Genomic DNA, 22,762 nt, shown 5'->3' on the forward strand with positions numbered 1-22,762 from the left:
CTATCGGGTGGGGTCGATGCGCCAGAGTTGGTCGGCGGTGACGTAGAGGTGGTGTGGAAGGCGTACGAGTGTGATGTCGCCGTTGGGCCAACGGGAGTCGACGATCCAGCGGCGCGGGTCGCCTGCGATGTGCACGCTGGTTCCGGGCGGGAAGTCGTCGGCGGTCTGCGTGTTACGTTGATACGCTTCGTCTTCGAGCCGGCATTCTGTCCCGACGTGGACTATGGCGTCGAGGATCCGTTCGGCCTCCGCGATGTTGTCGACGCTCATTCGATGACTCGTACGTCGAAGCTGTTGCTGCCGTTGGGTTCGATGGACAATTTCCCGATGCGGTGGCCGGATCCGTGGATGGTGAGGCAGTTTCGGTCTGGGTCTTCGCGGATGGTGATCTTGTCGCCGTTGTCGAACACGTAAACCTTCGGGACACGGATCATGCCGCCACCAACTTCTCTGCCGCTGCTTCCCGGTACTTCTGGATGCCCCACGCGATCGCGTAGCAGGCCATCAAGTAGTGGTAGTCCCACTCGTGGAGATCCCACTCCCAGGTGTCTGAGAACTCCCACACCTCCAACGAGCCCACGTCGGTGAAACTCCAGCGAGCGAGCGCATCACGAATCAGGGACTCGTCACCGAGGGTGAACTCGTCGAGCACCTCTTCGCGTAGTGATCGCCAGGCAGGGCTGGCCGGGTCCGACATCCAGTGGCGCTGTTCGAGGAAAGCCTCGATTATCCGAGCCTTGGCCTTGTCGGGCTCGTAGACGCGGGTCTGGACACTGCGGTTGGTGATCTTCTCCGCCCAGTAATGCGGGTTGATCCGCCCGCGGTCCATCGCGAAGAACCCGAACATGTCGTGCTCACGGGAGAACGTGAACGATTCGAGGTCACCGTCGATGCACAGGTGCCCTGGCCAGGTGACGAGGTCCCAGTGCATCATCGAGGTTCCGGGCTGAGCGAACCGAACGTGCCGGTACACGCCGTCATCGTGCAGGATCGTCATCTGATGCTCGGCGGTATCGCGATCGAACCATTCCTTGGGCGTCATGGCGCGTGTCATGCTGCGTCCTTTGCTGCGTTGCGTAGTGCTGCAATGACTTCTGTCGCGGTGCGGCCTAATGCGTCATTCCAGAGGGGGATGTTGTCGAAGCCGATTTCGGCGCTGAGTGCGTCTTCAGCTGCTGTCCAAACCTCGTATGCCCTGGGCGCTGCTGGCCCTTTCATGCAGTCGTTGGTGGCATCGTTGATCGCTCCGAGGGCACACCTGCATCCGGTCGCGCTGTTGCGGAGCTTCCCTTGGCCCCATCCGTCTTGTTCGAGGATGTCGGCGGCACGATTGAGAACTGCTGCTACTTCAGACATGGTTGGTTCCCTTTCGAGAGGTTGGGGTGCCCTGGCAGACACCCCAACCCGGATGGTTAAGCGTTGGAGGGGATTTCGAGGCCGCGTGCGATGCGCTCCGAGTGGAGCTGGGCGAGTTCCTTGGAGCTTTCCTGCGCTAGCTTCAGAGCGCGGGTCAAATCGTCGACGCGGCCTTCACTGGATGTGCGTTTCGCGCTGGCAGTAAACCGATCTCGCACAGCCCTAACGTCCTCGATCTTCGCGAGGAGTGCTTCGTTGGTCATGGTGATCAGCTCGCCGCGGCCAGTGTTTCGAGTGCCGCAAGGAGAGCATCAGGATCGCCGGTGCAGATGAAGCGTGCAGCTTCAGTTCGCGCGCTGTCGTATGCGTGCGCCTCATTCTCGATCTGGTGCAGCAGAATTACGTCGTTCATGTTGGTTCCTTTCGTTGTGCCGGACTGGCATCCGACACGACGATCATATGCGCAACGTTGCGCACTTAGCAATAGGCAAAACGCACTTCCCTCGAACCCTGTGAGCATCGAACTCGGCCGGCGTCTCAAACCGCACATGACAAGCCGCACAATGACACACACGCAAACCGAACCAGCTCGCACCACAACCACGACACACAGTCACGCAACATCACCCCACAACGTGAACTGCGCACTCTCCGCCTGCAACGTCACGCGACGAGTGTCCGCGTGATGCTCACGGTCGTAATGCAGATGACAGCCCTGACACATCGCTCTCAGGTTGTCGTCACCGCAGTCTTCCGGGGTGTGATTCAGATGCGCTGTTGTCAGGATGACCTTCGAGCCCGTGCCGTACGCCGCCCCACCGTGGACGTTCGGACATCGACCTTCGTGGGTGTTTCGACCGCATTCGCCGGCGCATTCGCAGCGCCCGCTAGCTCGGTCGAATCGGATGCGTTGGGAGATGGCTTTCCAGTCTTTCGGGTATCGATGTCGGTTCTCAGGTCTGATCGGCATGCTCGCACTGCTCGCTTTCCTGGCTGGTTTGGACGGTGACGAATGTTCGGGGCGTGTTGCGGGTATCGACATGCCGGAACCGTCAGAATCGATTTGCGGGCCGAATGTTCACCACTCCTACGTTCACCCCCAAATTCAGGCTGAACGGGATTCACGTACCTGCTCGGCCGCTTTCTTCATCGACTCCGATTCGCCTGTTCGCATCACTTTCCCGACGCCGGGGACGTGCCATGGCCACACTTTTCGGGCTGCTGCGTACTTCGAGAATCCCTCGCGCACATACTGTTCGAACTTCGGTTCGTCTGCCTGGTCGTATTGGCACGTTTTGCGGAACCAGGTGAGTGCGTCGGAGAGGGATTGCTTCTCGTAGTCACTGGGTTGCGTGTTCGCTTGCAGTTCTCGGAATGCCTGGTTTGCGATCGCGGCGACTGCGGGCCTGTCGGAAACTGTTCCGTTGGAGCGTAGTTCGTCCATGGATGGTTGCGTGGGTTTGAACGTTTTGATGATGGCGGTGACGTGTCCGGGCATGATTCGCTCGGTCGATGTCGCGAAGTGGATGCGGATCGCTTCTTCGGCTTGATCCATGTCCCAGCGCGCAATGTCCGCGGCGTGGTGCCAACTGTTTTCCATGATTCCGTCGATGTACCGGTTGTCGTAGGACTGGCACATCTGCAGCAAGGTCGTTATGTCGTCGGCGTGGAGTGTGGTCATGGTTGGTTCCTTCGGTTATGCGGTTGCCCTGGCAGGCGGTGCAAGTAGTCGGCTGACTGGGGGTTCGGCTTCGATGACGAGGTTGTCGCTGGCGGGGATCATTCCGAGGTTGCGGCGCTGCTTGTCGCTGAGCGGAATGCCTGCGAGTTGGAGAAGTTGGGCATTGGGAAAGTCCTTGCGTGATTCGCCTTGCGCGAACTTGATTTCGGCGGGAGTGAGCGGAACGCCGTTCGGGTGGCACGGGATCGATGAGTTTCCGTAACGGGAATCTCGGGCCTGACTGCGTGGCGCGAGCGGTCCATCTGCGTAGCGCTGTTCGTTCAACCATTTCTGGGCGTACGGGATGAATGTCTGCTCAGGGAGGTTCGGGTCGGCGGCGTATCCGCGGACGGCTTCGAGGAGCCTCTGTGTGCCGACTTGTCGGCGGGCGTTCTCGTAGGCTTTGAACGCTGCGCCCTTCGCTTCGCCGCGGGGGTAGATCTTCCACCACTCTTCGAATTCGGGGGTGTAGCCGTTGCGTTTCGGCTTCGCATTCGCCGGAGAATCCGGCAAGTCTTTTGATCTACTTACGTTAGTAAGTAGATCTATCTCTATCTCTGCTTGATTCTGCTTGAGGTCCTGCTTAGCAGCTGCTACACGTTCTGCTTCTACTTCTGCTTGCGCTGCCCTGTTCGCCGCCCGAGCCTGTCCGCCCTTCTGGCCTGCGGTTATCTTCGATTCTCGGGCCTTTTCGATCTCTGCGATCGTCTGATTGTGCTCGCAATAATCGTGAACTATCGCGACATTTTTTGCTTCGTCAATCGTAATCGCGCCGCAAGATTCCACCGAAATTCTGTTGCGCTTCGTTCCCATCTTGATCCAAACGGGCAGCGGAAGGAACCCGTCGTTGGGGTACTCGCGGCAGTGCATGATTGCCTTCACGATCAACCATTTCTGGCCGTCGGTAAGGTTCACATACTTCGGGTTGCGGTCCATATCGACGGCAAGGTTGATGAAGATCCGCTTGTCTTTCGGCACGGTTGGTTCCTATCGGCAGTGCTGGGGTGAGGTGGTGGCTGGTCCTGGCAAACCGGCCACCACCTCGGAGGGTTAGAGGCGGCGCAGATACCGGAAATAGTCTTCCCAGTGGGTGAACGGTTTCCCACACATCCGGCACAGCATGGGTGCGCGGAGGCTGCGTGCGAGTTCTGCGTGCTGGTCGCAGATTTGGGCGGTGATGTAGCCGGTCACGTCTTGCCCGATGCCTTGGCATCCGTGGGCGCACATTTCCCAGGTGGCGTTGTTGTTGCAGGGTGGCCATTGGGTGTCGTGGAAGACGCCGACCGTGCAGGCTGGCTGGTGCTCGTCTTGGCCGGCTTCGGCGGGGGCGACGGCGGTTTTGGACGTTCGTTCAACTGTTGTCATGCCACGTCACCATAATGCTCATGCCGCGTGGTGTCCCCGGCTTTCACCGCGGTGGGGATCCGGCCGAAGTGCCAACCGGAACCGGACTCGCAGAGGTACACGCCGCGCGGAGCATCACGAACCTGTTTGCGTGCCAGCTTCGCATGAGCCTTCTTCTCGAACGTCCGCTTCCCGCAGTGCTCGCAGTTCGACCACAGTCGGTGTCCGGGAGCGTATTCCATTCGCCGCCTGTGACGAATTCCCGGCCCCGCGGCCATCAACTCGCCTCCGATGCTGCAGCCCGCGCGGTCATGTCCGCCTTCAACTCTCGGATGAGACTGTAGACCGATTCACGTTCCGGCTCAGGCAGGAACTTCACCTGACCCCACAGCTCCCCCAACGCCTTGATGCTTTCCGCTGCGCGAGCCTTCGTAGCCAGTTCCTCCGCTGTCACCTGAGTGGCCTGCGACTGCTGCGCGCCAAACCGATCAGCAGCCGACTGCGACTGCTGCGCAGGCTGTTCCGGCGCAGCATCAGGCGTCGAATCCAGCGCCTGCAGCTCCCGCACCTTCGCAGTCTTCGGATCACACTTCAGTGCATCGAACACCAGCCACTCCAAAGTGAACTGCGGAGCCGGCTTCGGCTTATCGACGCCAGGACGCAAACCGTGATTCACCGAGCGGATACCCACGATCTTCGGGGCCTCGTCACGCGAAAGGCGCACCCATGCCGACACATCGAACGCGAGCGTCTTGTGTCCTTCGACCTTGTATTCCTTCTCATTCGGAATCGGCCGACCGTTGTTGTCGAGAGCGGCGACCATCTTCCCACGAGCCGTGACGACAACGATGCCGGGGAAAGTCATCAGCAGATGCATCAACCGGCCATGGCGATCGTTCGCGTCATTCCACAAATTCATCGCGGGCTTGATCTCCGCGTCCGGGTCTTCCTTGAGTTGCTTCATGGCGTACTTCGACTGGCGTGCCCGACCGCCGACCCAGTCCTTGAGCATGTCCCACTCGGCGGTCATTGAGTCGATGAGCAAGACGACAGGCTTCTCCCCTGCGTCGTGAGCTCGCTGCGCTTCCTGCCTCACGGCGGCGATCTGGCCGTGAATGTCGCGCCACGTTCCGTCGTGTTCGAGGACGAGGTAGTCCGCCCCTTCGATGGCCGCGTACTCGTCGGCCGCACCTTCGCCGAGGTCGAGCCAATAAGCTTGGCCGACCTTGTCGGATGCGGTGAACTCTGCGAGCGCCCAGGACTTCCCGGTCTTTTCGCCACCTTCCACGAGAATGAGCGGCCACGGTACAGCGCCGGTCGGCTTGCGTGTCTTGATCGATGTCATGCTGCTGTCCCGCTTTCGAAGTCGATGAGATGTGCGTGGAGTTTGTCGAGGTCCACCTCTTTGCGTGCCGGGTAGAGGGCGACACCCTTTTTCGTGGGTTGGCGTTGGGCGATCTTCTGCCCTCCGCACCACACTTCTTTCGCGTTGCCGACGCGGTCGAGGATGTTGGACTTCGCCTTATTTATCCGCGAGTCAACCGTTTTCGCATCGGCCTGCGCCGTGACCAGATCGATTGCGAGTTGCGGGTGGATCTCCCACTTACTGTCCGCTTCGATCTCGGGATGCTGTCGACGAATGATGTCGTAGTCGCCCTTCGACCCGTCGGCCGCCGGCGGGACACCTGCGAGCACGTTGTTGACGTAGAAGTCGAGGCAAACCGCTTCGAGCGCTGCGGCCTGCTCCGCGTTGTAGTGGACGATGTACACCGCAATGCCGTAGTAGGGAGTCCCCACGACGACGAATGCGCGGGCAATCGTCGGATCCGTCTGGCGGGCAACGTGCAATTCCCACAAGACTTGCACGTAGTAGACGAGTGGAATCTCGTCGGTGCCCGGTTTTCCGAATTTGAACCCGTGGCGGTCGGTCTTCAACTGGACGGTGACGTGCTCGCCGTCAGGAAGAGTTGCTAGATCGTCGGGCGTTGCCATTGCAGGGAATCCGAATGCGTCGGTGACGAACTGGATTTCCTCGCCGTGAAGGATCAGCTCGGGGTTGCGGTCATGCCACATCGCCCGGACGGCCGGTTCGAGGAAGTGCCCATCGCGCTGGATCTGCGAGGACGGTTCATCGTCGAACGGTTCGTCCATGAGTGCAGCGCGCATCGGTTCATAGACGCTTCGGGGTCCGCCCCAGTCTCCCGCGACGCCGTAAATCTTGGGGACTTTTGACGCGGATACGGTGAGCTGCCACGGTTTGGTTCCGGGCGTGATGATGGCGGTCATGCGTGCCACCCCATCGCGACTGCGATGTAAAGAGTGTTGTAGACGGTGGCATACAGGGCGCCGAGGCCGACGACCACCAGTACCGTGAGTGCCCACGTGGGGATCTCGTCGTAGTCCTGTTCTAGATCCTTCTCAGTCAATCCGAGTGCGGTATTGTCGAGGGGCATGTTTGGTTGGTTCCTTTCGTGCACGCCCGGCCCTGATTTCCTCCTGGCAGAGGTGGGTCGGGCACTTTTGGTTTGGGTGGGCTAGCTGGGTTCGCGGTACTTCGCTGGGACGTACGGGGTGGTGAATGCGGCGTCCACGTCGCGTGGCCGGAATCGTGGGGACTTTCCCACCATGACCGCGGGGATCACTCCGTCTGACACCAACGTCTTAACGGTGCGCGGGCTGAGTCTGAGTTTCGCGGCGAGCATCTCGTAATCCCAGAACTCACCGAGCGTGCATTCATGTGCGTGCGTTTCGATCTGTTCGGTCTGCATTGACTGGTTCCTTCCGTAGCTGGCACTGCGCATCACTATATGCGCAACGCTACGCAGTAGCAAGCAAAACAATGAAGAACGTCAACGCAATTCGTGCATCGACGCGTATCTGCAGGTCTGCGCAGTGAAACGCGCGTTAGACATGCGCAATATTGCGCCGCATACTGTTGCGCATGGGAAGACCGAAGGACGAATCGAGCGAAGAAAGCCTCGCGCTAGAGCTGTCCGCCTACGTGAGATCGGCCCGCGAAGCCGCCGGAATTAAGTCCATCCGCGAGGGCGCGCGTATCGCACAGATGGCCGAAGCGTCTTGGCGGAACGTGGAGAGCGGTCAAGCAGTCAAAGGTCATCCAGGGCAACGTAAATGGCTCAAGCCGACAGTCGACACCCTCAATCGGATAGCCGATGCACTCGACATTTCGCGCGAGGAAATCCTGAAAATTGCCGGAAGTCACGTCACGTACGTCAACAGACCGGATACCATCAGAGCTGCCGCGACCCGAACCATCGACGTGAGCGATCTATCTGATGCAGATATCGAGCTGTTAGAACAGTACGCAAATAGAATGCGGCCGAACAAAGGCAAGAGGAAACGAGCATGAGCGCACTACGTGAAGCAGACCCCGGCGGTGTACCCAAAGTGTGCACGGTCCCGATCAGTGGCCGCCACGGCACGCTCGACGCAGGAAGGAACCTGATCCTGCTCAGCGACAAGCTGTCTGTTCGCGAAGCTGCATTCGGTGAGGCCCACCTCAGGTTTCATGCGTCGACGCGTGGTGCGGGTGATTGCGAGGAGGCTAACCAGGTCGCCGCGATTCACCTGATCCCATCCGTGCGGTTGATGGAAGTCGCGTTGCGCGAGTCCGGTACCGCGGTTGGCGCTGCGGATGAGCTTGGCGTTGCGGTGCACGTACTGTCTCATCGCATTGAGGGCCTTGCGGTGATCGACAGCATTCTTGCGGCGAGCTTGTGGTGCGAGGTCGATTGGCCCGCAGATGGGGAGATGCAGGGATTTGAATGCGTTGTTGCCGATATCAGCGTCGAACACGCGTCGAGGGTCAGATCGAGCCGTAGGGCAGCTTAGTCAGAGAAACAAAAGTGGCCCCGAACCCTTAACTCAGAGTTAAAGGTTCGGGGCTGTTTTTGTATGTCAGGCGATCTGAACGAGGTTGTCGAGCTTTCCGAGGGCGGCACGGGCCGTGTCCTGGTTGAGGTGTGCATATCCGGCCGTGATGAGGACCGACGAATGCCCAAGGATCTGTGCGATCACTTCGATGGGGACGCCAGCTTCGAGGAGCAGTGACGCGGTGGTGTGCCGCGCGGCATGCAGAGGCACCTTGGGTGCGTTCGCTGCTGCGAGCGCGTCCGCCCAAGCCTCGGAGTCTTCAGCCGCTCCGACTGGTCGGCCGTTCTCCCCAACCCAGACGAGATTGTAAGGGTTTGGTGCAGATCGGAGCTTGTGTTCCTTCAGCGCTGCCGCGAGCGGCGCGATCATCGGAATGTAGCGGATGGAGCGCGTAGTTTTCGGTCGTGTGAGCGCTCGCACGGGATCGCCTATGTCGATCATCATGAATCCTGGGGCCACATCCCACTTGCGCTGTGGGCAGGTGGACGTTCGGCTGGCAGCTTTACCGCACGGGAATTTGCCCTCCGCTGACTTAGGGCCGCAACCGTGAACGCTGGGGACACGCTGCAATTGCCACGAGATATCGATGAGATTGTTCTCGAAGTCGACGCGGTCCCAGGTAAGGCCGAGGCATTCCCCTTGCCTAGATCCGGTAAGTAGCGCCATTGCCCACCGTGCCGCCCAGGGAATGTTGTATTTCGCGGCATTGGTGAGAACTTCGCGTGCTTCGTCGGAGGTGAGTGAGCCGCGCGACTTCATGATGACTTTCGGCTTGTCTACGATCTCGCACACATTCTCTTTGATGAGGCCTTCACTTTTGGCGTCTCTCAGTGCGCGGCCGAGGATGTTGTGCGCTATTTCTGCGGTTCGGGTGGATTTACCGGCTTCGATGATCGCTTTGTGCATTGCTCTAACGTCGGCCGGTTTCAGGTCTTTGAGTGATCTTCCGCCGACGTGTGGGGTGACGTTGTTTTTGATTGCCGATTTGTAGACTTCCCAGACTCGGGGTCGCACGCGCGGTTTAGCGATGGTGTCGACCCAGTGGTCGAGCCATGCGCTGACTTTCATTCGGCTTTCGTCTTCGAGGTTGCCGGCGGCGATATCGTCCCGAAGTGTTTCGGCCTTTTTGATGCATGTTCCGTAGTCTTTGGAGGAGACGGTTCGGGCGAGCCGCTTGCCGTTCGCTGCGGTGCCGACGTAGAAGCGGCAGACCCAGACGCCGTCTTTCGTCTTGTGTGGTTTGGGGACTCCGCGGGGTAGTTTCGCCATGTGGTTGGCTCCTGTTTTGGGCGCTCTGGCTGTGCGCATTTCTGTGCTCAATGACTTCGCATCGACGTGCTTGATGATTGCACGGATAGAGTACGTTGCGCATCGTTTTGCTGCCACTATAGCGCGTAACCACTGCGCAATGTCGCGCATATTTCAGATGATGAAGCTGAACCGCGGGTTCGGATTGGTGATGGTGAAGGTGATCGCATTGTCCGCTGCGCTCACCGACACCGGAGGCGGGAGAATCGCCGGTGATGCCGACGCCGACGCCGGAGTCATGACAACCAGTCCCACGACGGCGGCCGACGCCGCGACAATGCTTCCGAGAACGCGTTTGAATCCACGACTTCGCATTTCCGAACCTCCAGGCAAGTCGGTCAGATCACCAGATGCCTGAAGAATAGACCGCTCAGTCGGAAAATTGGGGAGACAGACGGTGAGCTACCCGAAAAGTCCTTCGAGGCTGCCGCTGCCGAACAGGTCGCTCAGGCTTCCGGTATTGATGCCGCTGAACGGTCCACCGATGACAACGAGGCTCGGCACGCCAGGAACAGGCTTACCCAACGTCTCCAGATCGAGAAGATCGGAGCAGGCACCGAGCACGGCGTAGGTTCCGTCCGGAACATCGGTCACGGTGTTGGTGACCGTCTGCCCCTTACCGACGGCGAACAGTGAGGACGGGTCGGTGATCTTGGGGTACACCACAAGGTTCGGATCGAGCAGCTTGAGCGGATCATCAAGCACGGCAGCAGAATCCGCGGCGTTGACGACAAACGCCTGGCACAACGGGGCAATGCCCGTGTTGTTGTTCGTGATCGTCAGTGCCAGATCGTTTCCGGTCACCTTGTACGAGACGACCGGTGGGACCACCTCGGCCGACGCAGTTGCAGGATTGACCATCGCGACGCCTGCCGCGGTTGCAGCGGCGACTGCCACGGTTCCCACGACGCGACGTACTCCACTCGTGCCCAGCTTCATCGAGGATCCTTTCGTACTGCGCCTTGAGTTCGGCAACAGTGCGCAGCCTAGATCGGATCTACTGACCGAATTGCGTGAATAGTCCCGGAGGGAGGCCGTGCCCGAAAGATCGGGACAAACGTCCCCTTCTCGAAGAGCTCGCTGTTCGACTCAGTTCCCACTGGAGACGAAGGGCGTTCGCACCGGTCCGCCGACCGAACCGTGCGGTGCTACCAATCCACGCTTTTCGAGGATCGGACGCACACCCTCACCGAACTGATACGCCTCTTCGAGATGGGGATAGCCCGACAATACGAAGTGATCCAGGCCGATCGCCGCGTACTCGGCAATCCGATCAGCCACTTCTTGGTGCGAACCGACCAATGCGGTGCCTGCACCCCCTCGCACCAATCCGACGCCGGTCCACAGGTTCGGCGCAATCTCCAGCGACCTCGCTCCGACGCCCTCCTTGTAAGCCGAACCGCCGCCGTGCAATTCGAGCATCCGACGCTGACCTTCGGAGCCGGATCGCGCAAGACTCGCCTGAGCCTGCTCGACGGTCGCCGGATCGAGCGCACTGAGCAGCCGATCCGCTTCTGCCCATGCCTGTTCCGAGGTGTCCCGGCTGATGACATGCAGACGGATTCCGTAGTCGAGGTGACGACCTTGAACTTCCGCGAGGTCGCGAATCCAGGCGATCTTGGCGGCAACAGCGGACGGCGTCTCACCCCAGGTGAGATACGTATCCGCGTAACGCGATGCGACGGTTCCGGCCGCCGGCGACGATCCACCGAAGAAGATGGGCGGTACCGGATCCGGAATGCGCTGCAGCGTAGCCTTTTCCACGTTGACGTACTCGCCGGAGAAATCAACCGGACCGTTACCGGACCACAACTGGCGGATCACGTCGAGGAACTCGCCGCATCGTGCGTACCGTTGGTTCTTGTCGAGGAAGTCACCGAACGTGCGCTGCTCGTGGTCCTCCCCGCCGGTCACGACGTTGAGCAGCAGACGACCACCCGACTGCCATTGGAAGGTAGCGGCCATCTGAGCGGCCAGCGTCGGGCTGAGCAATCCCGGTCGCAGAGCAACCAGAAACTTGAGCGTCTCGGTGGTCTCGACCATCATCGCTGTCGTCAGCCATGCGTCTTCGCACCACGCGCCGGTGGGTGTGAGAACGGCCTCGAAGCCGTTCGTCTCGGCGGCCGCGCCGATCTGATTGAGGTACTTCAGCGTCGCCGGACGATCACCGGACATCGAGCTGCCGTGTCCACCCGCCATCAGATTCCGGGAATCACCGTAAGTAGGCAAGAACCAGTGGAAGCGCAGTGACACGGTGATTCCTTTCGTCGACGAACAGGCAGAACTCTTCTGTCATTACAACCACAGTCCACCTCGAAGAACAGGGTTGAAATCACCCTGATCGCTGGGGGTGCCCACTTTCGGCTCCGGCGATACCTTCGTGAATTTGCACCGCGACCCGGGGGCTCCGATGACCACGTTTGCCGAAGTCGAGCACAATTCACCGTTCTCGAACGAGACCGACGACGAGCGGCGATCCAGATTGAGAACCGTCGTCGCCGCGAGCCTGCTCGGCACAACGGTCGAGTGGTACGACTTCTTCCTCTATGCGACGGCCGCGAGCCTCGTCTTCAACCAACTGTTCTTCCCCAACCAGAGTTCCTTTGTCGGGACCATGCTTTCTTTTGCGACCTTCGCAGTCGGCTTTCTCGTTCGCCCCATCGGTGGAGTGGCGTTCGGTCACATCGGCGATCGCATCGGGCGCAAGAAGACGCTTGCTCTCACGATGTTCATCATGGGTATCGCGACGGCGATGATGGGCGTTCTTCCGACCGCCGCTCAGATCGGAGTCGTTGCGCCGATTCTGCTTCTGCTGCTTCGTATCCTGCAGGGATTTGCTCTCGGTGGTGAGTGGGCCGGAGCTGTTCTCTTGGCGGTCGAACACAGTCCGGAGAAGAAGCGTGGACTGTTCGGCAGCATCCCGCAGATCGGATTGGCTCTCGGGTTGGCATTGGGCACAGGAATGTTCGCGCTGCTTCAAACAGTCTTCGACGACGACCAGTTTCTCCGTTTCGGCTGGCGCATCGCCTTCGTCCTGAGCCTGGTGCTCGTGATCGTGGGGTTGGTGGTCCGTTTGAAGGTCGACGAGACGCCGGCATTTCAGGCCGTTCGCGACCTCGAACAGCGCTCGTCCGCCCCGCTCAGGGAAGTCTTTCAAGGAAAAGCCGCGCGAAACACCGTACTGGGCATGTTGTCTCGCTGGGGCGAGGGCGCCGCGTTCAACACCTGGGGCGTCTTTGCAATCACGTATGCAACCAAGACGCTGCATTTCGAAAAGGTTCCCGTACTTCTTGTGGTCACCGTGGCCGCAGTAGTGATGGCGATCTTGCTGCCGTTTTCCGGTTTACTCACCGATCGGTTCGGCCCGCAACGGGTCTACATCGTGGGCATCGCCGCGTACGGCCTCGCGATCTTCCCCGCCTTCGCACTGTTCGGTACCGAGAATCTCCTGCTCTTCGGAGTCGCGATGGTCGTGGTCTTCGGAGTGATTCATGCCTTGTTCTACGGTGCCCAGGGAACCCTGTATGCGAGCCTTTACCCTACAGAAATCCGGTACACCGGGTTGTCGGTCGTCTACCAGTTCTCGGGTATCTACGCCTCCGGCGTCACACCTCTGATTCTGACGGCACTGATCGGCGCCAGCGGCGGTTCACCGTGGCTGGCTTGTGGATATCTGGTGGCCACCTCGGCGATCAGCGTCGTCGCCACTGCGGCGATCAGGAAGCGTGATCTGCATCTGTAGCGATCACACCTGAATATTCACTTCTCTTGGACATTTACTAGATACGCATAGAAATACCTGCGAAGAAGAACAGATCGAGATACGCCTACGCATCGGATACATCGGTGTATCGTTTGGGGTCCCACCCTGACGGAGGCGCCGATGACGACTGGAACGGACAACTCGCCGGCCAAGCGTGTCACCAAACGCCGTGGTCAGACCCGGCAGCGCCTGCTCGACGCGGCTGCAGATGTCTTCTCCGAAGCCGGGTTCGGGCACGCCACGGTCGAGCAGATCTGCGAACGCGCCGGATACTCCCGAGGCGCGTTCTACTCCAACTTCGATTCACTCGACGAATTGTTCTTCGCGATGTGGGAGCAGCGATCCGCAGCAATGCTCGCCGATCTGCGGTTGGCGACGGAGTCGATCACCGCCGGTAACACCGTCGACATCCATGCCGCTGTCGCCCGGATCGTGGCGGTGGTTCCGGTCGACCCGCAGTGGTACCGGATCAACGCGGAATTCACAGCCCACGCGCTCCGCAACCCGGCACTTCGCAAAGCCCTTGCCGACCGTGAAGACGCGATCCTTCGCACCCTGTTGCCCATCATGGAGTCCGCACTCAGCGACGTCGGGCGAACAATCGTCGGCGACCCGACGGCGTTGGGACGGGCATTGGTTGCAGTGCACGACGGCACCAGCGTGCAGTGCCTCGTCGATACCGACACCAACGCCGCCTTTGCACTGCGCCGCGATATCTTCACTCGAATTCTGCTGTCCTACAGCGAAATAATCCAGAACAACCAATCGGAAGAGGAGTTGTCGTGAGCGAACAAGCTGACGTCATCGTTGTCGGGGCAGGGCTGGCGGGACTGGTCGCCACCTACGAACTGACGCGCGCGGGCCGCAAAGTCCTTGTCGTGGAACAGGAGAACGCTGCCAACCTCGGCGCGCAGGCATTTTGGTCTCTCGGCGGACTCTTCCTCGTGAACAGCCCCGAACAACGCCGACTCGGCATCAAGGACTCCCTCGAGTTGGCGATGCAGGACTGGATGGGCACAGCGGGATTCGACCGCGACCGCGAAGATCACTGGCCGCGTCAGTGGGCCAAGGCGTACGTCGAGTTCGCGGCCGGCGACAAGCGTCAGTACCTGCACGATCTGGGGCTTCGCCTGATGCCGAATGTCGGCTGGGCCGAACGCGGCCGCGGAATGGCTCTTGGACACGGCAATTCGGTGCCGCGCTTCCACCTCACCTGGGGAACCGGCCCCGGCGTGGTCGATGTCTTTCTGACCAAGGTGATTGCGGCCCAGAAGCGCGGACTGGTCACGTTCAAGCACCGCCACCAGGTGGATCAGTTGGTGGTCACCGACGGCGCGGTCACCGGTGTACGCGGAACCGTCCTCGAACCTTCCAGTGATCTGCGCGGCGTGAAGAGCTCGCGCACCCCCATCGGCGAATTCGAGTTCGCCGCACAGGCCGTCGTGGTCACATCCGGTGGAATCGGCGGCAACTACGAACTGGTGAAGAAAAACTGGCCCGAGCGACTCGGCAAGGCACCCAAGCACATGCTGACGGGAGTACCGGCGCACGTCGACGGGCGCATGCTCGAAATCACCGAATCCGCGGGCGGAAACATCGTGAACCGCGACCGCATGTGGCACTACACCGAAGGCATCCAGAACTGGAATCCCATCTGGCCGAACCACGGAATCCGAATCATTCCCGGACCGTCCTCGATGTGGTTCGACGCCACCGGCAAGCGTCTGCCGGTCCCCAACTTCCCGGGCTTCGACACGATGGGAACTTTCAAGTACATCCTGGACAGCGGCCACGAGTACACGTGGTTCATCCTCGACCAGAAGATCATCGAGAAGGAGTTCGCACTCTCGGGATCGGAACAGAACCCGGACTTCACCAACCGCGACTTCAAGCTCCTCCTCGAACGAATCAAGAAGGGCGCGCCGGGACCGGTCGAGGCGTTCAAGCAGAAGGGCGCCGACTTCGTTGTGCGCAACAACCTTCGTGATCTGGTCGACGGCATGAACGCCCTCACCGACGAACCGCTCCTCGACTACGAGGACATCGAGCGCGAGATGATCGCCCGCGACCGCGAAGTCGACAACAAGTACAGCAAGGACTTCCAGGTCACCGCCATCCACGGTGCCCGTAATCTGTTGGCAGACAAGATCGTGCGCGTCGTTGCACCGCACAAGATCCTGGACCCCAAGAACGGCCCACTGATCGCGGTCCGGTTGCACCTGCTCACACGCAAGACTCTCGGCGGCTTGGAAACCAACCTGGATTCGCAGGTCATCAAGGCCGACGGCAGTGTCTTCGACGGCCTGTACGCAGCCGGTGAAGTCGCGGGCTTCGGCGGCGGCGGAGTCCACGGTTACAGCGCACTCGAGGGGACCTTCCTCGGCGGCTGCATCTTCTCGGGCCGCGCAGCCGGACGAGCATTGGCGCGCGACCTGTAGCCCCGAAATCAGGCGAGCGAATGCGTGACCAGAATGTGGTGGGCACGTATTCGCCGCGCCTCGTGCACGGATTGATGGTGGTGATGGTGCGTCGGCCCGCGCGCGTGGCGGACCAGATCGTGAACAGTTCGGATGACGGTCGGCATTGCGACCCTCCCTCAGGAGATTGTGACTGCTGCTCTTGCCTGTGGAATCACTGTCTGGACACCGCCACTCGCGCCACCTCCTCCGGATCGATGAGGTGGGTATGGTCGTCGTCACCGACATCGATCTGCACGACGTCGATACGTGCGTTGAATGTGGTTGCGCCACTGTAATCGACACTGACAGGCATGCCGTAGTCATCCCCGATGTCGGTGGTCTCGTCCGCGGAGAACACCATCGGTTGCGTCTGCTCGACGCGACCTGAGCCCACTTCGCGACCGTCGTGATAGATCGTGACCCCACCGCCTCTCGCGAGACCACCTCCGTCGTAAGTGAACTCAGCTCTGATCTGGTGTGATCCTGCCGGAATGTCAACGTCGGAAGCGATGACGAACTCGGTCATGCCCAATAGGTTGTAGACGAATTTGGCGCGGCCTTCCCGCGCGTAAAGTGCCCAGCCACCAAATCTGCCTCCCTGCGCGATCATCACACCGTTGGCAGTAATGCCATCCGCGACGTCGACTGCTGCCGTGACACTGAATGATCGGTTCTTGATACTCAGCACGCTGTGCTCGCTCAGCCGTTTCATTCCGGGAAACAGAACCTGTCGATTCCCGGACACCAACTGCGGACGCCCCGCGATGTGAGGGTTGAACCTCTCGAATCTTCGGTCGTCGATCGGAAGCACGTTGTACTTGACTGCTTCGATCAACCACAAGCGTTGCAGTGCAGCGAGTTTCTCCGGCAACTCGGCCGCCAAATCTTTGGACTGCGTCCAATCCTGAGACCCGTCGTAGAGCTCCCACACGTCGTCGTCGAGAGCGGGGAGTGCCTCCGCGAAAAGCCACGGAGTGCTGTGCCTGGTGACCGCACTCCAACCCTTGTAATAGATTCCACGGTTGCCGGCCATCTCGAAGTACTGCAGATCGTGACGTTCGGCGACTTCGGCGTCGTCGAAGGTGTAGACCATGCTGGTCCCCTCGATGGGTGATTGCTGGACGCCGTTGACAAAGGTCGGTTCCGGTAGTTTCGCGACTTCGAGGATCGTCGGTGCAACGTCGATGACGTGGGTGAACTGCGACCGCGTCTCCCCCTTGGTCCGAATCCCTGCAGGCCAGTGCACGATCGTCCCGTTACGGGTGCCACCCCAGTGTGACGCAACCTGTTTCGTCCACTGATACGGCGTACACATTGCCCACGCCCACCCCACGGAATAGTGGTTGTATGCGTCCTTGGTACCGAATTTGTCTTTCACTTCCGCCATGAACTCGGGCGTCTCGATGGCGGCGAGTCCGTTGAAGTTGGCCATCTCGTTGAAAGCGCCGTTGATCGTCCCCTCTGCGGATGCTCCGTTGTCTCCGATGATGTAGTACACGAGGGTGTTGTCGAGAGCTCCGAGTTCTTCGATCGCATCGACAAGCCGGCCGACATGGAAATCGGTGTGTTCGAGAAATCCTGCATAGACTTCCATTTGGCGTTCGAGGACGGGCTTCATCTCCTCACTCATGTCCTCCCACGCCGGAATGGCCTCGGGACGCGGGGTGAGGACCGCATCCGCGGGGTGAGGACCGCATCCGCGGGAACGACCCCCCGCTGCTTCTGCTGCTCGAGAATCGATTCGCGTTGAGCGTCCCAACCTCCTGCGAACCGGCCCTCGTACTTGTCGGCCCACTCCTTCGGAACATGGTGCGGTGCATGTGTGGCGCCGGGTGCAAAGTAGACGAAGAACGGCTTGTCCGGAGCCAAGGACTTCTGCATCCGAACCCAGTCGATCGCGTGATCGGCAAGGTCTTCGGTGAGGTGGTAACCCTCCTCCGGTGTCTTGTCCGGCTCGACAGGCGCGACGCCCTCGTACAGCGCCGGGTAATACTGGTTGTTCTCCCCGCCGATGAATCCGTAGAAATGCTCGAATCCGCCTTCTCCCGTTGGCCACGACGTGAACGGTCCCACCGGGGATGTTTGCCACGGCGGAACCTCGTGACACTTGCCGAACTGCGCCGTCGAGTATCCGTTGAGTTTCAACGTCATCGGCAGTGCGGCTTTGGTATTCGGCCGCAGGCCGGAAAGACCAGGAGCCGAGGTAGCGGTTTCGGTGATCGATCCCATGCCGACCGAATGATGGTTGCGCCCGCTCAGAAGAGCGGCGCGGGTCGGAGCACACAGTGCCGTCGTGTGAAACCGCGTGTACGTGAGCCCATTACTTTGCAATCGCTCAGCAGTCGGTGTGTCCGCTGGTCCGCCGAAGGCACTGCTCGCGCCATATCCCACGTCGTCCAACAGGACCACCAGAACGTTGGGTGCGCCGGCCGGCGGTAGTAGCGGAGTGATCGGCGGAAACTCGGTGTCCGGATCCTTCGCGTCGTACGTCACCAGACCAAGATGTTGTCGATCCGGAATCGGTAGTACGGCGCGGCTCTGGTCTGTCGGATCCGTCATGACGTCTCGCCTTCTGTCTCTCACGTGGCTCTTTCAAGCGTTTCAGGATCACGACGACGTCGACATCATCCGTTTCGGGTGAAGGCGCACCATTGCCGCAGCGTGGAGGCTTGAAGTGTGGATCAGCCCGGACGTTTCGCTCCCACCCCGATCGGGCATGCCTTCCTCGTCCCCCAGCGCCGTGTACGTGCCGGCCTGACCCAGATCCTGTGCGTCGTCGTGGGACTGGCTGCCGGACTGGGGATGCCGTACGTCCGGAGCGGCCCGATGATTCCTGCCCGTCAGGTCAGCGAGATGCTCGTTGCCCTCGGACTGGGGCTATTGGGTGTAGTGGCAGTGATCTTCTCGCTGCTGTTCCTCGTCGTCCAATGGGCCGCGACCACCTTCACCCCTCGCTTGTTGTTGTTCCGCGACGACCCCATCGTGTGGCGGACGTTTGCCTTCGCGATAGGCCAGTCGGTTTTCGACATCACGGCGGCGCTCGCCATCAGCAACGAAACGGATGTGTCCGTGGTTGTGCCAAGTCTCGCAGTGCTGGCGCTCTTGGCCACGCTGACGCTGATCAGGCTGCTCCAGCTGCGCGCATTCTCGGCCATCCAGTTGGCTCCTGTACTGACCACGATCTCGAGTCGTGGCCGAGCAGTCTTCGCCGCCGTGTACCCCACCACCGATCTGGAGTTGCCTCCTCTACCAACACTTCCGGTGATCACGACAATCGAGTGGCATCGACCGCCGGCCGTTCTGCAGCAGATCCTCGTCGAAGATCTGCTGCAGAACGCCCGGAACTGCCGATCCATGGTGGTCCTCCGAGTGTCGCCGGGTAGCACGCTGCGAGACGGATTGCCGCTCGCCGACGTCTACGGCGGACCCATGCCCGCCAACACGATCCTTGACGCCTTGGTCAGTGGGAGTGAGCGGACCTTCACCCAGGACCCCCTACTCGCGATTCGGTTGTTGGCTGACATCGCGCTCAGAGCGCTCTCACCCGCTATCAACGATCCTGCGACGGCCGTGCAGGCTCTGGACGAGATCGAGGACCTCCTCTCTCTGGTGGCCTCCGTACGCGCAGATTCGATCCGGGCCGTCGACGAGCGTGGTGATCTGCGTGTGGTGATTCCACTGCCCGACTTCACGAGCTTCGTCAGAACCGGACTGGACGACGTCATAGCCTCGGCATCGAACTCGCCACTCGTTCTGGGCCGACTTCGCGACCTACTTTCGCACGTCGCCGCCCAATCGGAGTCTCGGAACCGCGATATTCTCGCCAAGCGCGCTCGCTGGATTGATCAGCTGTCACAAGGCTTCCCGCGACTCGAACCCCCGTTGTGAACCCGTACAGATTTGCGGGCCATCGCGTCAAAGCATCGTCAAGATCAGTCTCAGAGCTACGGGAAATGACGATACTGACTCGGTGAGACATGCAGTGATACTCGGACACCGTGGAGTCATATCGTCGACCATCCGCGCCGGCGGCGAACCTGAGAAGCAAAAGCTCTCCGTCGCAACCGGACTGGCGGGTCTGTCGCTCGACGCGATGGCCTCGGTGTCGTACGGTCCAGAGGCCATCGTGTTGGTGTTGGCCCTCGCAGGCGGCGCGGGGATCGGCTTCACCGTGCCGGTGACGATCGCCATCGCAGTGCTGCTTGTGGTCCTGGTGGCGTCGTACCGCCAAGTGATCGCCGCATTTCCCGAAGGCGGTGGCGCCTACGCCGTCGCAAAGAAGCATCTGAGCCCGCGGGCAAGTTTGACCGCCGCCGCGTCGTTGATCGTCGACTACACCCTCAACGTCGCGGTATCGATCGCAGCCGGTGTCGCGGCTCTGACCTCCGCCTTCCCCGCACTTCTCCCCCACACGGTCTGGATCGCACTGGCGATACTCGGCGGCATCACGGCACTGAATCTGCGGGGTATCGCAGATTCCGCGCGGGTATTCATGTTGCCCACCGTGATCTTTGTCGTCAGCATCTTCACGGTGATCGGTGCCGGACTGCTTCGGGAAAACCCTGCCGCCGCAACAGCTCCCTTTATCGTCGACAATGCACACACGATCGGCATTCTCCTTCTGCTCAAGGCATTTTCGAGTGGTTGCGCCGCATTGACCGGTGTCGAAGCCATCGCCAATGCCGTACCCAGTTTCAAGAAGCCTCGCGTGCGTAGCGCTCAGCGCGCCGAAGTAGCTCTGGGAATCCTTTTGGGCACCATGTTGATCGGCCTTGCCGTGTTGATCGAGAAGTTCTCACTGGCCCCAGTCCCTGGAACAACGGTCCTGTCGCAACTCACTTCCGCTGCCCTCGGAAATGGTGTGGGCTACTACGTCGTCCAATTCTCCACTGTGATTCTGTTGGCGTTGGCCGCGAATACCTCGTACGGCGGACTCCCCAATCTGATGCGAATCCTCGCCGACGACAACGTGCTCCCACACCGCTTCAGCCGAAAGTCGACGCGCGACGTCTTCACGTACGGCGTCTTGTCGCTCGGCGGCGTCGGCGCTCTCCTGCTAGTCGGATCGGGCGGAAACATGAACACCTTGGTGCCGCTGTTCGCCATCGGTGTGTTCATCGGATTCACGCTCGCGCAGTTCGGCATGGTGCGGCACTGGCTCGCCGAACGGACACCGGGCTGGGAATGGCGATTGGCGCTCAACGGTTTCGGCGCAGTGTTGACCTCGATCGCAGCAGTGGTGACCACCGCCATGAAGTTCACCGAGGGAGCCTGGCTGATCGCTCTCGCCCTCCCTGCGCTCGTCCTCGGTATGGAACGCATCCGGGGCGCATACACGCATATCGGTACACGGCTGACCGTTCAGAGTGAGAGCGATTCTCCGTCAATCGGATACAAACCAGCGGTGCTCGTGCCCGTATCCGAAGTTACGTCACTCTCCACCCGCGCGATGGCCGCAGCAACAGCGATGTCTTCGCAGCCCATCGCAATTCGAGTCTGCCTTGCCCACGAATCGACGACGGACTTCACCCGCCGATGGCAAGCCCGACATCCGAATTCGCGTTTGATCGTCATCGAGGACACCGAGAATTCGGTGGGGAACACTCTCGCTCGATACGTCCGTATGCACTTCCCCCACCGAGAGACCTTTGTCGTAGTCGCCACCATCGACCCGGCAACCAGATGGCACCGGTTCCTCCCGAGCCAACGGACCGACGAGATCGCTCATGCACTGCGCAAACACACCGAGGCCGTGGTGTGCCAAATTCCGGTCCGGATCGATCCGGCTCACCGCGATCCCGCCCTACGCGCGTAAGCAGACGCTCAGAGCGAAGTCCCGAACAGCATGCCGAGCAGATACGTCGCGCCGGCAGCGCCGTAGCCGATCGCAAGTTGGCGTAGAGCCCTCTTGAACGGCGGCCCGCCCGAGAGCAACCCGACCACAACGCCCGTCGTCAGCAACGCGATCCCCACGAGAACAGATGCGACGATCAGAGCCGTCATGCCTTCCAGGCCGAACAGATACGGCAGCACCGGAATGATTGCGCCCGAGGCGAAGAAGCAGAAACTTGCCGCCGCTGCGCCCAACCCGGTTCCGACGGCTTCATGGTCGTCGACAACGTCCGCGGCGCCGAAGGTGCTGTTCGCGAGGACCTCGGCGGCGCGCTGGTCCGCTTCCTCGGCGGACATACCGCGGGCCCGGTAGACCAGGGCCAATTCGTTCGCGTCGACGTCGAGCAGGCCGACAGCTTCGCTGGCAGCCGGACCAGGATTGGACGCTTCCAACAACTCTCGCTGCGAGCGGACTGAAACGTACTCGCCGGCGCCCATCGACAGGGCGCCGGCCAGAAGCCCGGCCATGCCGGTGATCAGAACGATCTGGTTGGAGACGCCGCTACCGCTGATGCCGAGTACAAGGGCGAGATTGCTGACCAGGCCGTCGTTGGCTCCGAAGACGGCGGCACGAAACGTCCCCGAAAGTCTGTTCCGACCCCGAGTGGCCAAGGCCCGCACCACTTCTTCGTGGATCTTCTCGTCCGCGCCCATCGATGCAGTCGCGTCGGCGTCGTTGGGATACGGGGATCGCGTCTCCGCGCGCTGCGCAAGAGCGAGCACGAAGACGGAGCCGAAGCGCCTGGCCAGAAAGCCCAGTATCCGAGTGCGGATATCGCCGCGAAGTGGTTTGCCGACGTGATCGCCGAGTAGCGCTCGCCAGTGCGCCTCGTGTCGCCCCTCCGCGTCGGCCAGTGCGAGAAGGATTTCGCGCTCCTCGCCGCTGCGCCTACTCGCGAGGTCTCGGTAGACGGCGGCCTCGGCTTGTTCGTCGGCGAGGTATCGTCTCCAGCGCTTGACATCTCGCGGGTCTGGATCGGGTCGTGCGGCCGGAACTGTGGACATCGTGTTCCCCTTTCCGGTGAG

At 60.8% G+C, this 22,762-nt stretch carries 28 protein-coding genes and 1 pseudogene; 6 read left to right on the forward strand and 23 right to left on the reverse strand.

What is annotated here, in order from left to right; translation table 11 throughout:
- From GN300_RS07120 to GN300_RS07190, 15 genes are all read right to left on the reverse strand, one after another.
- A complete protein-coding gene (locus GN300_RS07120; protein ID WP_063315643.1) occupies nucleotides 1-270 on the reverse strand; it encodes a hypothetical protein in 270 nt (89 codons plus the stop codon).
- A complete protein-coding gene (locus tag GN300_RS07125) occupies nucleotides 267-434 on the reverse strand; it encodes a hypothetical protein (RefSeq protein WP_156511712.1) in 168 nt (55 codons plus the stop codon). The genes GN300_RS07120 and GN300_RS07125 overlap by 4 nt, the downstream gene beginning before the upstream one ends.
- Nucleotides 431-1,054 carry a hypothetical protein gene (locus tag GN300_RS07130; protein WP_063315642.1) on the reverse strand — a complete coding sequence of 208 codons (624 nt, stop codon included), beginning with the start codon at nucleotides 1,052-1,054 and terminating at the stop codon, nucleotides 431-433. The genes GN300_RS07125 and GN300_RS07130 overlap by 4 nt, the downstream gene beginning before the upstream one ends.
- The gene (locus tag GN300_RS07135; RefSeq protein WP_063315641.1) at nucleotides 1,051-1,356 is read right to left on the reverse strand and encodes a hypothetical protein; all 306 of its coding nucleotides are present in this window, start codon (nucleotides 1,354-1,356) and stop codon (nucleotides 1,051-1,053) included. Before GN300_RS07135 ends, GN300_RS07130 begins: the two co-directional genes overlap by 4 nt.
- Nucleotides 1,357-1,412: 56 nt before the next feature.
- The gene (locus GN300_RS07140) at nucleotides 1,413-1,619 is read right to left on the reverse strand and encodes a hypothetical protein (RefSeq protein WP_063315640.1); all 207 of its coding nucleotides are present in this window, start codon (nucleotides 1,617-1,619) and stop codon (nucleotides 1,413-1,415) included.
- Between the two features lie 5 nt (nucleotides 1,620-1,624).
- Entirely contained in the window at nucleotides 1,625-1,768 is a 144-nt protein-coding gene (locus GN300_RS07145) for a hypothetical protein (protein WP_156511711.1), read from the reverse strand.
- A 201-nt stretch (nucleotides 1,769-1,969) separates the two neighbouring features.
- The gene (locus tag GN300_RS07150; protein WP_063316030.1) at nucleotides 1,970-2,326 is read right to left on the reverse strand and encodes a hypothetical protein; all 357 of its coding nucleotides are present in this window, start codon (nucleotides 2,324-2,326) and stop codon (nucleotides 1,970-1,972) included.
- 135 nt (nucleotides 2,327-2,461) lie between these two features.
- Nucleotides 2,462-3,037, reverse strand: coding sequence for a hypothetical protein (locus tag GN300_RS07155; protein ID WP_063315639.1), 576 nt, complete (start codon nucleotides 3,035-3,037; stop codon nucleotides 2,462-2,464).
- A gap of 15 nt (nucleotides 3,038-3,052) precedes the next feature.
- Nucleotides 3,053-4,054, reverse strand: a complete 1,002-nt coding sequence (locus tag GN300_RS07160) for a hypothetical protein (protein ID WP_063315638.1) — start codon at nucleotides 4,052-4,054, stop codon at nucleotides 3,053-3,055.
- Nucleotides 4,055-4,126: 72 nt separating this feature from the next.
- Nucleotides 4,127-4,441 (reverse strand): hypothetical protein, encoded by a 315-nt coding sequence (locus tag GN300_RS07165; protein ID WP_063315637.1) that lies wholly within the window; start codon nucleotides 4,439-4,441, stop codon nucleotides 4,127-4,129.
- Entirely contained in the window at nucleotides 4,438-4,662 is a 225-nt protein-coding gene (locus tag GN300_RS07170; RefSeq protein ID WP_063315636.1) for a hypothetical protein, read from the reverse strand. The genes GN300_RS07165 and GN300_RS07170 overlap by 4 nt, the downstream gene beginning before the upstream one ends.
- 35 nt (nucleotides 4,663-4,697) lie before the next feature.
- Nucleotides 4,698-5,765: an AAA family ATPase gene (locus GN300_RS07175; protein ID WP_063315635.1), complete on the reverse strand. Its 1,068-nt coding sequence runs from the start codon at nucleotides 5,763-5,765 to the stop codon at nucleotides 4,698-4,700.
- Nucleotides 5,762-6,706 carry a hypothetical protein gene (locus GN300_RS07180; RefSeq protein ID WP_063315634.1) on the reverse strand — a complete coding sequence of 315 codons (945 nt, stop codon included), beginning with the start codon at nucleotides 6,704-6,706 and terminating at the stop codon, nucleotides 5,762-5,764. Before GN300_RS07180 ends, GN300_RS07175 begins: the two co-directional genes overlap by 4 nt.
- Nucleotides 6,703-6,873 (reverse strand): hypothetical protein, encoded by a 171-nt coding sequence (locus tag GN300_RS07185; RefSeq protein WP_156511710.1) that lies wholly within the window; start codon nucleotides 6,871-6,873, stop codon nucleotides 6,703-6,705. Before GN300_RS07185 ends, GN300_RS07180 begins: the two co-directional genes overlap by 4 nt.
- Before the next feature lie 81 nt (nucleotides 6,874-6,954).
- Nucleotides 6,955-7,188, reverse strand: coding sequence for a helix-turn-helix domain-containing protein (locus GN300_RS07190; RefSeq protein WP_156511709.1), 234 nt, complete (start codon nucleotides 7,186-7,188; stop codon nucleotides 6,955-6,957).
- A gap of 173 nt (nucleotides 7,189-7,361) precedes the next feature.
- On the opposite strand from GN300_RS07190, the gene GN300_RS07195 reads away from it, so the two are divergent.
- Nucleotides 7,362-7,790 carry a helix-turn-helix domain-containing protein gene (locus GN300_RS07195; protein WP_063315632.1) on the forward strand — a complete coding sequence of 143 codons (429 nt, stop codon included), beginning with the start codon at nucleotides 7,362-7,364 and terminating at the stop codon, nucleotides 7,788-7,790.
- A 5-nt stretch (nucleotides 7,791-7,795) separates the two neighbouring features.
- On the opposite strand, the gene GN300_RS07200 is transcribed toward GN300_RS07195, so the two are convergent.
- The 5 genes from GN300_RS07200 to GN300_RS07220 all read right to left on the reverse strand — a co-directional run bounded on the left by GN300_RS07200 (nucleotide 7,796) and on the right by GN300_RS07220 (nucleotide 11,875).
- The gene (locus GN300_RS07200) at nucleotides 7,796-8,236 is read right to left on the reverse strand and encodes a hypothetical protein (protein ID WP_063315631.1); all 441 of its coding nucleotides are present in this window, start codon (nucleotides 8,234-8,236) and stop codon (nucleotides 7,796-7,798) included.
- 102 nt (nucleotides 8,237-8,338) lie between these two features.
- Complete coding sequence (locus tag GN300_RS07205) at nucleotides 8,339-9,733, reverse strand: site-specific integrase (protein ID WP_082845722.1); 1,395 nt, start codon at nucleotides 9,731-9,733, stop codon at nucleotides 8,339-8,341.
- A 3-nt stretch (nucleotides 9,734-9,736) separates the two neighbouring features.
- Nucleotides 9,737-9,937: a hypothetical protein gene (locus GN300_RS07210; RefSeq protein ID WP_233405586.1), complete on the reverse strand. Its 201-nt coding sequence runs from the start codon at nucleotides 9,935-9,937 to the stop codon at nucleotides 9,737-9,739.
- 87 nt (nucleotides 9,938-10,024) lie between these two features.
- Complete coding sequence (locus GN300_RS07215; protein WP_007729952.1) at nucleotides 10,025-10,561, reverse strand: hypothetical protein; 537 nt, start codon at nucleotides 10,559-10,561, stop codon at nucleotides 10,025-10,027.
- Between the two features lie 150 nt (nucleotides 10,562-10,711).
- Nucleotides 10,712-11,875: an LLM class flavin-dependent oxidoreductase gene (locus GN300_RS07220; protein WP_042447073.1), complete on the reverse strand. Its 1,164-nt coding sequence runs from the start codon at nucleotides 11,873-11,875 to the stop codon at nucleotides 10,712-10,714.
- A 157-nt stretch (nucleotides 11,876-12,032) separates the two neighbouring features.
- On the opposite strand from GN300_RS07220, the gene GN300_RS07225 reads away from it, so the two are divergent.
- From GN300_RS07225 to GN300_RS07235, 3 genes are all read left to right on the forward strand, one after another.
- Complete coding sequence (locus GN300_RS07225) at nucleotides 12,033-13,364, forward strand: MFS transporter (protein ID WP_063316029.1); 1,332 nt, start codon at nucleotides 12,033-12,035, stop codon at nucleotides 13,362-13,364.
- A 141-nt stretch (nucleotides 13,365-13,505) separates the two neighbouring features.
- A complete protein-coding gene (locus GN300_RS07230) occupies nucleotides 13,506-14,171 on the forward strand; it encodes a TetR/AcrR family transcriptional regulator (RefSeq protein ID WP_063315629.1) in 666 nt (221 codons plus the stop codon).
- Nucleotides 14,168-15,823 carry an FAD-binding dehydrogenase gene (locus tag GN300_RS07235; protein ID WP_003940084.1) on the forward strand — a complete coding sequence of 552 codons (1,656 nt, stop codon included), beginning with the start codon at nucleotides 14,168-14,170 and terminating at the stop codon, nucleotides 15,821-15,823. The genes GN300_RS07230 and GN300_RS07235 overlap by 4 nt, the downstream gene beginning before the upstream one ends.
- Before the next feature lie 8 nt (nucleotides 15,824-15,831).
- Here the strand turns inward: GN300_RS07235 and GN300_RS07240 are convergent, their stop codons facing one another.
- Both GN300_RS07240 and GN300_RS07245 read right to left on the reverse strand, forming a co-directional pair.
- The gene (locus GN300_RS07240) at nucleotides 15,832-15,969 is read right to left on the reverse strand and encodes a hypothetical protein (protein WP_156511708.1); all 138 of its coding nucleotides are present in this window, start codon (nucleotides 15,967-15,969) and stop codon (nucleotides 15,832-15,834) included.
- 47 nt (nucleotides 15,970-16,016) lie between these two features.
- Nucleotides 16,017-18,403, reverse strand: a pseudogene (locus GN300_RS07245) (arylsulfatase).
- Between the two features lie 117 nt (nucleotides 18,404-18,520).
- Here GN300_RS07245 and GN300_RS07250 point away from each other — a divergent pair.
- Both GN300_RS07250 and GN300_RS07255 read left to right on the forward strand, forming a co-directional pair.
- Entirely contained in the window at nucleotides 18,521-19,732 is a 1,212-nt protein-coding gene (locus GN300_RS07250) for a DUF2254 family protein (RefSeq protein WP_063315628.1), read from the forward strand.
- A gap of 94 nt (nucleotides 19,733-19,826) precedes the next feature.
- A complete protein-coding gene (locus GN300_RS07255) occupies nucleotides 19,827-21,659 on the forward strand; it encodes an APC family permease (RefSeq protein ID WP_063315627.1) in 1,833 nt (610 codons plus the stop codon).
- Nucleotides 21,660-21,667: 8 nt separating this feature from the next.
- Here the strand turns inward: GN300_RS07255 and GN300_RS07260 are convergent, their stop codons facing one another.
- Complete coding sequence (locus GN300_RS07260; RefSeq protein ID WP_007729922.1) at nucleotides 21,668-22,741, reverse strand: VIT1/CCC1 family protein; 1,074 nt, start codon at nucleotides 22,739-22,741, stop codon at nucleotides 21,668-21,670.
- Nucleotides 22,742-22,762 lie beyond the last annotated feature (21 nt).

The sequence above is a fragment of the Rhodococcus sp. Ni2 genome (assembly GCF_021352185.1).
Classification (GTDB): domain Bacteria; phylum Actinomycetota; class Actinomycetes; order Mycobacteriales; family Mycobacteriaceae; genus Rhodococcus_F; species Rhodococcus_F qingshengii.

Coding starts and splice junctions, on each gene's coding strand:
- GN300_RS07170 (WP_063315636.1), bottom strand. CDS start 4,662: ATGGAATACGCTCCCGGACACCGACTGTGGTCGAACTGCGAGCACTGC.
- GN300_RS07180 (WP_063315634.1), bottom strand. CDS start 6,706: ATGACCGCCATCATCACGCCCGGAACCAAACCGTGGCAGCTCACCGTA.
- GN300_RS07225 (WP_063316029.1), top strand. CDS start 12,033: ATGACCACGTTTGCCGAAGTCGAGCACAATTCACCGTTCTCGAACGAG.
- GN300_RS07190 (WP_156511709.1), bottom strand. CDS start 7,188: ATGCAGACCGAACAGATCGAAACGCACGCACATGAATGCACGCTCGGT.
- GN300_RS07155 (WP_063315639.1), bottom strand. CDS start 3,037: ATGACCACACTCCACGCCGACGACATAACGACCTTGCTGCAGATGTGC.
- GN300_RS07230 (WP_063315629.1), top strand. CDS start 13,506: ATGACGACTGGAACGGACAACTCGCCGGCCAAGCGTGTCACCAAACGC.
- GN300_RS07120 (WP_063315643.1), bottom strand. CDS start 270: ATGAGCGTCGACAACATCGCGGAGGCCGAACGGATCCTCGACGCCATA.
- GN300_RS07205 (WP_082845722.1), bottom strand. CDS start 9,733: ATGCGCGACATTGCGCAGTGGTTACGCGCTATAGTGGCAGCAAAACGA.
- GN300_RS07260 (WP_007729922.1), bottom strand. CDS start 22,741: ATGTCCACAGTTCCGGCCGCACGACCCGATCCAGACCCGCGAGATGTC.
- GN300_RS07145 (WP_156511711.1), bottom strand. CDS start 1,768: ATGAACGACGTAATTCTGCTGCACCAGATCGAGAATGAGGCGCACGCA.
- GN300_RS07140 (WP_063315640.1), bottom strand. CDS start 1,619: ATGACCAACGAAGCACTCCTCGCGAAGATCGAGGACGTTAGGGCTGTG.
- GN300_RS07210 (WP_233405586.1), bottom strand. CDS start 9,937: ATGCGAAGTCGTGGATTCAAACGCGTTCTCGGAAGCATTGTCGCGGCG.
- GN300_RS07125 (WP_156511712.1), bottom strand. CDS start 434: ATGATCCGTGTCCCGAAGGTTTACGTGTTCGACAACGGCGACAAGATC.
- GN300_RS07175 (WP_063315635.1), bottom strand. CDS start 5,765: ATGACATCGATCAAGACACGCAAGCCGACCGGCGCTGTACCGTGGCCG.
- GN300_RS07130 (WP_063315642.1), bottom strand. CDS start 1,054: ATGACACGCGCCATGACGCCCAAGGAATGGTTCGATCGCGATACCGCC.
- GN300_RS07195 (WP_063315632.1), top strand. CDS start 7,362: ATGGGAAGACCGAAGGACGAATCGAGCGAAGAAAGCCTCGCGCTAGAG.
- GN300_RS07215 (WP_007729952.1), bottom strand. CDS start 10,561: ATGAAGCTGGGCACGAGTGGAGTACGTCGCGTCGTGGGAACCGTGGCA.
- GN300_RS07185 (WP_156511710.1), bottom strand. CDS start 6,873: ATGCCCCTCGACAATACCGCACTCGGATTGACTGAGAAGGATCTAGAA.
- GN300_RS07150 (WP_063316030.1), bottom strand. CDS start 2,326: ATGCCGATCAGACCTGAGAACCGACATCGATACCCGAAAGACTGGAAA.
- GN300_RS07135 (WP_063315641.1), bottom strand. CDS start 1,356: ATGTCTGAAGTAGCAGCAGTTCTCAATCGTGCCGCCGACATCCTCGAA.
- GN300_RS07240 (WP_156511708.1), bottom strand. CDS start 15,969: ATGCCGACCGTCATCCGAACTGTTCACGATCTGGTCCGCCACGCGCGC.
- GN300_RS07165 (WP_063315637.1), bottom strand. CDS start 4,441: ATGACAACAGTTGAACGAACGTCCAAAACCGCCGTCGCCCCCGCCGAA.